The organism is Okeania sp. (assembly GCF_983059655.1).
In genome coordinates this window covers 1-10,329 of record NZ_CEZPJD010000235.1, presented here as the reverse complement: position 1 = coordinate 10,329, position 10,329 = coordinate 1, and the positions used below count along the sequence as shown (strand labels likewise).

Sequence of the window (10,329 nt, the reverse complement as noted above, 5' to 3'; positions counted from 1 at the left end):
TTTTAAATGCTTATATCGATCCGAGAATTAGGTACTAAAGTTATAATTCAAAAGTCAAAAGTCAAAACTTAATAATTCAAAAGTCAAAAGTCAAAAGTCAAAAGTAAGATTTTATAGAGCTACAAAACTTTTAATTCAAAAGGCAAAAGTCAAAAGTCAAAAGTTAAAAGTAAGATTTTATAGAGCTACAAAATTAATAATTCAAAAGTCAAAAGTCAAAAGTCAAAAGTAAGATTTTATAGAGCTACAAAAGTCAAAACTTAATAATTCAAAAGTTAAGATTTTATAGAGCTACAAAATTTTTAATTGATTAGGGAAATGGAGATATAGCATCATAATTTGATATTTCATTTAACACCAATTCATGGCTATAGCGTTAAAAAAATAATTAAAAAGGGAGCAAGATGCTCCCACTTTCTATAATTTGAAATCTATTATATCGCCAATCTATTAAGCATCAAATAGACAAAACAAACAAAGATTTATTTTGGTAGATACTAATACAAAATCTTAGAGGATATCTGAAAAGTTTTTTGATACTGAATTTTGCCCCTCGAGCAAGCCAACTTTAGGGGTAACAAGAGTCAATTTGCTTCTAAAAGTCCCCCAATTTTGGGGGATTTAGGGGGCTTAAATTTAGCAAATGGGACCTCTCAGACAACCTCTTAACTTCCTTCTTTCCTCTTCCTTCTCCCTTCTTTCTTCTTTCTTCTTTCTTCTTTCTTCTTCCCTCTTCCTTCTTCCTTCCTTAAAATATTAAACCCGAAATCATACCAGCCAATAATATAAAACCAATCCAAACATTTTGTCTAAATATCTGACCGTAGGGTTTTAAAATTTCCTCTTGCCGTAATTTTCCATATTGAATAGACCAGAAAACTGTAGCAATACCAAGAGCTATCCAAAAACCAAAATGTAGCTCCATTTCTATTCCTAATACTCCCAATAAAACGGCAGTCAAAAAGAAAAATATAGCTACAGCATTAGCTGCATATTCACCAAAAAATAGAGCGCTCGAATTAACCCCTAAAAGTCGGTCATCCTCCCGATCGCTCATCGCATAAACCGTATCAAAACCCAAAGTCCAAACAATAGTAGCGCCACACAATATCCAGGTAGCAGTGTCCAACTCAGCTACTGCAGCACTCCAACTAATTAATACAGCAAAACCCCAAGCAATAGATAATACTAACTGAGGTACTGGAAAAAAACGCTTGGCCAAGGGATAACAAATAATTACCGGAATTGCCGCTACGGATAGCCAAAAACTGAGTCGGTTAAGATAAAGCGCTATGATTCCAGCACAAGCAAAAGCAATAATGGCAATGACAATACCTGTTTGAATAGTCAAAGCACGGGAGGCCAGGGGGCGATCACGAGTCCTCTCCACTTCTGGGTCAATATCTCGGTCCCATAAATCGTTAATTACACAACCTGCTGCACTGGTGGCCAAAGTCCCAACAATAATTACTCCAACTAATGGTAAGGGTGGCGTTGCATGAGTAGCCAAAAATATAGCCCATAGGGCAGGAATCATTAAAATGAAGCGTCCGGCTGGTTTATCCCATCTTAGAAGCCTGATTACTTTCATCAAAGTTGATTCTGATTGAGGAGGATAAGATTGGGTCATTTCAGTTATCAGTTATCAGTTATCAGTTATCAGTTATCAGTTATAGCGCTGTGCGCAGGCAACAGGCAACAGGCAACAGGTAACAGGTAACAGGTAACAGGGGGAATAAATTGCCGATCAGATAAGATTTTAGCTATTGGACTTCTCCTGTAATTTGTAAATATGCCAGCGCACATTGCTATATCAGTTATCAGTATCTCTGGCTGTTTGTGCAGCATGACTTAGGAAACCCAGAAACTTGAAATACTAAAGTTTATTTTTTTTATTCCCTTATAGAGCGACAGCTCGTGGCGCAGCCAAGGGGAGGCTTGAGACCTTATTTTTTGGTCAACGTTATTATAACTTGGGATTTTAGGTTGTGGAATCTTTACCTTAAAGAATGGTATTTTGTCAAGTACTAAAGGCCATATTATTGATTTTTAATTATAATCACTCAGATGACATTATTTAATTTAAAATTTAGGCAACTTGTAAAGTTAAACACATTTATAAAATATGGTTACATCTGTTCCTTTAGTAAAAATCCCCTTGATATCGGAAAACCGAGAACGGATATTGGCAGCAATAGATATGGGTACTAACTCTCTACATTTAGTAGTAGTGAAAATAGACCCCACTTTACCTGCTTTCACAATTATTGACCGAGATAAAGAAACGGTAAGACTCGGAGACTGTGAAGCAAATGGTAATTTGAAAGCAGAAGTCATGGATAGAGCGATCGCCACCTTAAACCGCTTTCAAAAAATTGCTAAAAGTGCCAATGCGGAGCAAATTATTGCTGTCGCGACTAGTGCTGTACGAGAAGCACCCAATGGCACAACATTTCTGAATAAAATTGCTGATGAATTAGACTTGTATGTTAACTTAATTTCTGGTCAAGAAGAAGCACGCCGGATTTATCTTGGAGTACTTTCTGCAATGGAATTTAACAACACACCCCATGTCATTATTGATATTGGTGGGGGTTCCACAGAGTTAATATTAGGTGACGGTAATGCACCACGAACTCTGAGCAGTACAAAGGTGGGTGCAGTACGTTTGACCAAAGAATTTGTCACTACTGACCCCATTAGCAAAGTAGAATTTGCCTATCTGCGAGCTTACATTAGGGGTTTATTGGAACGTCCAACAGAGGAATTATTAGCTAATATCCAGGAAGGTGAAAAACCACAGTTAGTGGGTACTTCTGGCACCATTGAAGCATTAGCAACTATTCATGCTTATGAAAAATTTGGGAATGCACCAACTCCCCTAGCAGGTTATCAGTTTAGTTTAACTGAGTTGGAAGGGTTAGTTAATAAGTTGAAAAAGCTGTCAGTCTCGGAACGGCAAGAGTTACCGGGAATGTCACAGAAGCGCTCGGAAATTATTTTGGCAGGTGCTTTAGTATTACAAGAGGCAATGAGTTTATTGGGAATGGAGTCAATAACTGTTTGCGAACGTAGTTTGCGGGAGGGAGTAATAGTTGACTGGATGTTGAATCATAGTTTGATATACGATCGCCTCCGTTTCCAAAGTTCCATTCGTCAGCGTAATACTCTAAAAATTGCTCAAAAATATCAAGTCAATTTGGAATATAGCGAGCGAGTTGCTTCCTGGGCGTTACATTTATTTGACCAAACTCAAGGTTTACTACATCAGTGGGGGAGTGATGAAAGGGAGTTATTATGGGCAGCAGGAATTTTGCATAACTGTGGTTTATATGTGAGTCATTCATCGCACCATAAACATTCTTATTATTTGATTAGGAATGGAGAATTATTGGGTTATAGCGAAATAGAGATTGAAGTAATTGCTAATTTGGCTCGCTATCACCGCAAGAGTTTACCAAAGAAAAAGCACGAAAATTATCAGAATTTACCCAAAAAATATCAACAGATGGTATCTCAGTTAAGTGCATTGTTGCGGTTGGCCATTGCTTTAGACCGACGACAAAAAGGAGCGATCGCTGATATTAAATGTGAGTTAAAGAAAGATAAACGAGAATTTTATATGTGGTTACGGCCAGCTAACCCTGAAGATGACTGTGCTTTGGAGTTGTGGAATTTAGACTATAAAAAGGAGGCGTTTGAAGAAGAATTTGCTTTAAAGTTGATAGCAAAGTTGGAACCTGTAATGGTATCTGTATAGTTTGATATAGAAATTAGTAGAGATGTTTCATTGAATGTCTCTACATTTTTATCAAAAAATCGTATTTTCTCCATTTCTTGGGCAAAGTTGCACGGTCTTTGCACTTTAATATTTTTCACTCCTCTGGTTATTGATTTATCATACGATAATCGAAGCGATCGCTTTTTTAATAGATACCCTACTTATTATTCCTACCAAATTTCCAATCTTCCCCACCGGGCAATAAAGTCAAATTATCGTTAATAACAGCTAATAAATCTTTAGTAGAATAACTGTAAGTTAAGGCTAAAAAACTCTTAGCAGTTGTGATTATAGATTTTTTATCCACCATTTCCTCCAATTGAAACGGACTGTAAGCACCATTTTCAACCTCCACGCTGGCATCACCAATAGCAAATTCTGTAGCATTTTCTAACATCTCATCCCATTCATCTTCTTTAATGTAATAAGAGGTTTTATTTTCCTTCAAATTTAAGTCTTTGATTTTTCTAATTGAAGCCCGAATTGATGCTGCCCAGGAATTAGTTAATCGCCCTTCTACCTGATTTTTTATTAAGTGAATTAACACCACAGTTAAATAAGAATCTATCTTGAAAAGCGTGTCTTTTTTACTCATTGCATCCAGTTCGTCAATAATTGCTAAGGCATCTTGATTTCTACCTTCCATAATGCAAGTCCTTAAATCGATTAATTCTTGAGTTGTCATCAGTTATTTTCCTACTGAAATTAACAATTAAAAATGCTACTTATTTCTCCTGCCAAATTTCCAATCTTCCCCACCGGGTAATAAAGTCAAATTATCGTCAATAACAGCTAACAAATCATTAGCAGAATAACTGTAAGTTAAGGCTAAAAAACTATTAGTAGTTGTGACTACAGAATTTTTATCCACCATTTCCTTCAGTTTAAAGGAACTATAAGCGCCATTTTCAACTTCCGTGCTTGCATCACGAATAGCACGTTCTATAGCATTTTCTAACATCTCCTCCCATTCATCTTCTTTGATAAAATAAGAAGTTTTATTTGGCTTCAAATTTAAGTCTTGAATTTCAATGATTGCATTGCGGATAGACGCTGCCCAGGAATTGGTTAAACGTCCTTCTACCTGATTTTTAATTAAGTGAATTAACATCACAATTAAATAGGATTTGATTTTTCTGATGATGTCTTTTTTACTCATGGCATCCAGTTCGTCAATAATTGCTAAAGCATCGTGATTTCTGCCTTCCATAATGCAAGTCCTTAAATCGATTAATTCTTGAGTTGTCATCAGTTTTTTCCCTATAAATTATTGGTGGTTAAAATGGGAGTATTTGCTGCATGAGTATTTCCTCTAATTATTAACTTATAATATCATAAAAATGTAGTAAAATTAAGCAAGTAAATTAGAATAACTCTATGATGAAACTTACACCAGAAGAAATAGAGAATTTTCGTTCTCAATTGGCAGATTATCCAGAGGCTTTAGCTGCCCTGGATGAGATAGAAGAAGATGAAGGAGATTTGGAGTATGCTACTGAAATTATCGCTTTGGAAGCAGGGGTGGAAAAAAGTAAAAAAAAGAGTTGGTTAGAAGATTTATCCAAGCGATCTCGCAATGTAATTTGTCAAGACGAATTTAAGGACGACCTTCTCGCAGGAGTAGTTACTGCTTTAATTGCATCTCTGGCTGTTTCTGGTAATTTGCCTGTGGCATTGGCGACTCCGGTGGCTATTTATATAGTTAAAATTGGGGTCAAAAATTTCTGCAATGGCATAGGCGATGAGTCCTAAAATCCTGTGGCTGTAAAAGCTGCCCAATAGTAGGGAGCAGCAAAAGGATGAGGACTACGTTTGAGTATTTGCAGGCGTGCCCCTTTTATAGCAGCTTTGACTCGCTTTCCTTCTCTTTTTGGTAGCTTGGCAATAATAGAATCCCATTGTGGTTTGAGGGAGTCGAGAAACGTTTCGCAATCTTCGCTGGTTAAATTACGCAACCACTTCTGAGCTTGGTTGAGTGCGAGAGCAATGCTTCCACTTTCCCCATCAAGAAAGTATTGTAGGTTTTCGTAGAATTTCATCATCAGGAAGGATGTGGAAATATCGCTAACTTCCCACAAACTACTGACAACACTGGGACTGCCAGCAAACAAGAAGCCACTGGGCAGACTAACATATTCATCGCTGATGCTATTGGGGTCGGAAATGCCTGTTTCGCAGGCAGATAGCGTGACCAAAAGGGATTGAGTCAGGTTCAGGGCGAAGATTTCTGCTAGAGTGAGGAGTCCGTCTTCGCCACTTTCTGAGTTGGAATCTTCGGTTTCTGCTAAAAGCAATGCCGATTTTAGGGGAGATTCTAGGTTAAACTCCCCATGACAGGAAAAGTGATGGCAGTGGGCGTGAGATAATTCTGGGTGGGTTTTAACATCTGTTTCCCTGGCTGCTTTAGCTACCAAAACTGTCGCAGGTGAGAAGAACGAACGGATGGTTTCAACTTCTAAGATGCTATAAGCTAGATTTTCTTCTGGATCTTGAATAGCAAACAAACGATTAAAATCTGGGCGTTGGCGTTTTTGAGTGAGTTGCAATAACTGACAACTGGGAGCATAACTAACTCCTTTGGGAAATTTATCGGACACTAAATCTCCATTACCTAATGGTAAAGCATGGAGTGGTAGCAGGTGTAGGAAACGGTGGGGAACAAGGATGAGTCGATCGCATTTTATCCCTCGGCGAGCAAAAATGCTTTCTATCTCGGCAATAATTTGGTCAATATTGAGCATTTCGGCAAGTTCGGCAAGGATAGAGGGTAGATCATTTTGCCATTGTTTGTTCTGTTCGTAGTATGTACCTAGATACTTGACTGTCCGCTTTCCAAGGGCTTCTCGTTCTTGCGTTGAAGAGCTAACAAGAGTCGGTTGTGAACTTTGGCGGGTAATAATTGAGGTGATGATAGAATCATCTGTTAAATACCACTGAATTATGGTAGTTTGTTCGCCAATAAGACTTTGAATTTTCTGGAACTGAATGGTTTCTACTTTTTGAGTCAAGCTAAAACTGGGGTCTATAGGTTTGATTTGATCTAAGACTTCATCTAACTGCTGCCTCGACTGCTGTAATCTTTGCTGTAGTCGTTTCTGGGACTCCTCTAATGAAGGTCGTTTTTGTTCATTGCTATTTCCCGATAGTTGGTCTATAGCTACTTGTAACTGCCTTTCCAATGATGGAATGTTTCCCCGCAGTTCATCCAAATCTGTAATGATCTCTTGAGGAACGTTGCCTTTAGGATAGAGTTCACGGTTAGTAAGGAGTTCTACTAGGTTGCGGGCTTTGCTGCGTTCGACTGTTTCAATTGCTTTGTCAAACCTATCCAGATTGATGTATGCTTGCACTGTTTGGTGATAAACTTCTATCGCTTCTGCCATGATTTTTTGACGGCGGTCGTCGTTGCTTGCAAAACTACGACTGAGTTCCACTGCGGTTATGGCTGTATCATAGATATTGATGGCAAGTTGCCAATTGTTTTGGGAAAAGTGGAGGTTGCCTAAGTTGCGACTAACTTTGAGACAGGTAATTGGATCGGCTTTTGGGGTGTAAACTTGCAATGCCTGTTCGTAAGCAGTGGTTGCCATTTTCAGATTCTTTGCCTTATTTCCCTTGATTCTATTTTTGTAAGCTTCGCCCAGATTATTTTGAGTTTGTGCCCAATCAATAGAGAAATTGTCTTTGGTGCGAACGGATAATGCTGAAATGTAACAATCAATAGCCTTTTCCAGATTTTTTGTTCTGTCTCCACTGATTCTGTCAACGTAGGTAATGCCTAGATTGTTTTGAGTCGTTGCCCACTGGATAGGGAAGTTTTTTTGAGTATAAACTGACAATGCTAAAGTATAACAATTAATGGCATTTTCTAGATTTTCTGCTCTATGTTCACTAATTCTGTAAAAATAAGCAAGACCTAGATTATTTTGGGTCATTGCCCAGTCTACCGGGAAGTTTTCTTGTTTGTAAACTGATAATGCTGAAATGTAACAATCAATAGCCTCTTCCAAATTTTTTGTTCTGTTTCCACTGATTCTATACATATAAGCATTGCCCAAATTATTTTTAGCGGCTGCCCAACTCATTGGGAAGTTTTCTTGTTTGTAAACTGATAATGCTAGAGTTTGAGAGCGAATAGCATTTTCCAGATTCTCTGCTTTATCTCCACTGATTCTATACAAATAAGTACTTCCCAGATCGCCTTGAGTTGCAGCCCAAGCTTCAGGGAAGTTTTCTTTGGTGCGAACCAACAATGCTTCATTATAAAAACTTACAGAATTTTCCAGGTTTTCTGCTTTGTCTCCTTGAATTCTCTGACTGTAAGCAATACCCAAATTATTTTGAGTCATTGCCCAATCAATAGGGAAATTTTCTGGGGTGTAAACCGACAATGCTAGAGTGTAACAAGTAATAGAATTTTCCAGATTCTCTGCCTTATTTCCTTTGATTCTGTCTCTGTAAGCGATGCCCAGATTATTTTGAATCCCTGCCCATTTGATAGGAAAGTTTTCATCAGTGCAGACGGATAATGCTTCATTGTAAAAACTTATAGCATTTTCTAGATTCTCCGCCTTATTGCCTTTGATTCTATCTCTGTAAACTTCGCCCAGATTGTTTTGAGTTATTGCCCAATCATAAGGAAAATTTTCTTGAGTGCGAACAGATAATGCTTCGGTGTAAAAATTAATTGCATTTTCTAGATTCTCCGCCTTATTTCCTTTGATTCGACTGTTGTAGGTAACACCCAAATTATTTTGAGTCATTGCCCACTCATAGGGAAAATTTTTTTGAGTGCGAACAAACAATGCTTTAGTGTAACAATCAATAGCATTTTCTAGATTCTCTGCCCTACTTCCTTTGATGCGACGGCGATAGGCAATACCTAAATTGTTTTGAGTCATTGCCCACTCATAAGGAAAATTTTCTTGAGTACGAACAGATAATGCTAGCGTGTAACAACCAATGGCATTTTCTAGATTTTCTGCCTTATTTCCTTTAATCCTTTCCAAATAAGCTTCCGCGAGATTATCTTGAGTCATAGCCCATTGAATAGGAAAGTCTTTTTTTGTACGAATAGACAATGCTAAAGTGTAATAGCTTATGGCTTTTTCCAGATTCTCTTCTTTATTTCCTTTGATTCTGTCGGTGTAAGCATGACCTAAATTATTTTGAGTCATTGCCCAATCAATAGGGAAATTTTCTGGGGTGTAAACCGACAATGCTAGAGTGTAACAAGCAATAGCATTTTCTAGATTTTCTGCTATATCTCCAAGAATTCTCTTTCTGTAGGCAGCACCCAAATTGTTTTGAGTACACGCCCAATCCTCAGAGAAATTTTCTGGAGTGTAAACCAACAATGCTAGAGTGTAGCAATCAATAGCATTTTCCAGGTTCTGTGCTTTATCCCCACGGATTCTGTTTCGGTAAGCGATGCCCAGATTATTTTGAATTATTGCCCAGTCGTAGGGGCTGTTATCTTGAGTGTAAACCGACAATGCTAGAGTATAGCACTCAATAGCATTTTCTAGGTTGTCTGCTTTATCCCCACGGATTCTGTTTCGGTAAGCAATGCCCAGGTTTTTTTGAATATTTGCCCAATTTTTCGGGTTACTCTTGCTAGTAAAAATTTTTAGAGTCTCTTTATAACCTGCAATAGCAATTTCCATATTACTTGCTTTATTGCCGAGAGAAAGCAGCTGAAGGAGAGAACTGAAAGTCCAAATATTATTAGCGATGTCTTCTGCTATTTCCGGTTTCCCTTGTGACAGTTCAGCACTTACCCAGTTTTGTAGGATGACGATAAAGTTGTTATCAAGTTTGTCTATATTTGCTTGCAGTAGAGGGTAAATTATATGAGGGTTGCCTTTGCTTTCAGCAGTTGTCCCCAGTACCTCCATTAAGAAATCTAAATAATCTTGTTCATCCATAATTCACTCTTAACCTTTAGAAGATTTTTCTATGTATTCAACTCCGTTTTTCTACAAATGCAACCCTGTTTTTTCCGGACTTACTTAAACTTTATTTCCTATCATAACTTTACCTCCTATCAAAACAGCATATCTGGCCAGAATATCAAAATCCCTAAATTACTTAGCAACAGACAACTAAGAAAGTCAAAACCAGGAGGAGCGATCGCTCTCAAAATTTGCCAGTTATAGTGGTATTAAAAAGGCAAATATTCAACTGTATTCAGCCATTCATCAGGTTCAGAACCTAAAGCAATTAATTCTAAATCCTTGACAAACTCTCCTATCGTACCTCCGAGTTGATGACCAAATATTAAACCAGCAAATGGTTTTCCTTGACGTTGCCAAGTTTCAGCGAGTACCTTAAAACCAATATCTTGAGTAAATAAAACTCGACCCTGCAAAGTTGCTCGTGCCAAAAGTTGATGGTCTGGTAACTCTGCTGCATCATCCTCTATTGCGGTAATAACATCAACTCCACGACGACGTAGTTGTTGAGTAATAGGTAGAGGAACATGAACATCCATGTAAAGTGCCACCGACATTTTTATAGTAACCCCTTGAGACGCATTCGTACTAAAA

Annotated in this window: 7 protein-coding genes; 2 read left to right on the top strand and 5 right to left on the bottom strand. The window is 37.9% G+C overall.

Annotation, left to right across the window (positions count from 1 at the left end; translation table 11 throughout):
• Positions 1 to 748 precede the first annotated feature (748 nt).
• Entirely contained in the window at positions 749 to 1,630 is an 882-nt protein-coding gene (locus AC3DU7_RS14845; protein WP_488040106.1) for a 4-hydroxybenzoate solanesyltransferase, read from the bottom strand.
• Positions 1,631 to 2,125: 495 nt separating this feature from the next.
• Between AC3DU7_RS14845 and AC3DU7_RS14840 the strand changes: the two genes are divergently transcribed.
• Positions 2,126 to 3,760, top strand: coding sequence for a Ppx/GppA phosphatase family protein (locus tag AC3DU7_RS14840; RefSeq protein ID WP_488040105.1), 1,635 nt, complete (start codon positions 2,126 to 2,128; stop codon positions 3,758 to 3,760).
• A 178-nt stretch (positions 3,761 to 3,938) separates the two neighbouring features.
• On the opposite strand, the gene AC3DU7_RS14835 is transcribed toward AC3DU7_RS14840, so the two are convergent.
• Both AC3DU7_RS14835 and AC3DU7_RS14830 read right to left on the bottom strand, forming a co-directional pair.
• Entirely contained in the window at positions 3,939 to 4,466 is a 528-nt protein-coding gene (locus AC3DU7_RS14835) for a DUF29 family protein (protein ID WP_488040104.1), read from the bottom strand.
• 36 nt (positions 4,467 to 4,502) lie between these two features.
• Positions 4,503 to 5,030 (bottom strand): DUF29 family protein, encoded by a 528-nt coding sequence (locus AC3DU7_RS14830; RefSeq protein ID WP_488040103.1) that lies wholly within the window; start codon positions 5,028 to 5,030, stop codon positions 4,503 to 4,505.
• A gap of 128 nt (positions 5,031 to 5,158) precedes the next feature.
• Between AC3DU7_RS14830 and AC3DU7_RS14825 the strand changes: the two genes are divergently transcribed.
• The gene (locus AC3DU7_RS14825; RefSeq protein ID WP_488040102.1) at positions 5,159 to 5,533 is read left to right on the top strand and encodes a hypothetical protein; all 375 of its coding nucleotides are present in this window, start codon (positions 5,159 to 5,161) and stop codon (positions 5,531 to 5,533) included.
• Here AC3DU7_RS14825 and AC3DU7_RS14820 read toward each other — a convergent pair.
• Entirely contained in the window at positions 5,530 to 9,708 is a 4,179-nt protein-coding gene (locus AC3DU7_RS14820; protein ID WP_488040101.1) for a CHAT domain-containing protein, read from the bottom strand. The genes AC3DU7_RS14825 and AC3DU7_RS14820 overlap by 4 nt on opposite strands.
• A gap of 236 nt (positions 9,709 to 9,944) precedes the next feature.
• Positions 9,945 to 10,329: DUF5615 family PIN-like protein (locus AC3DU7_RS14815; protein WP_488040100.1), on the bottom strand; the 385-nt coding region annotated here is incomplete at its 5' end.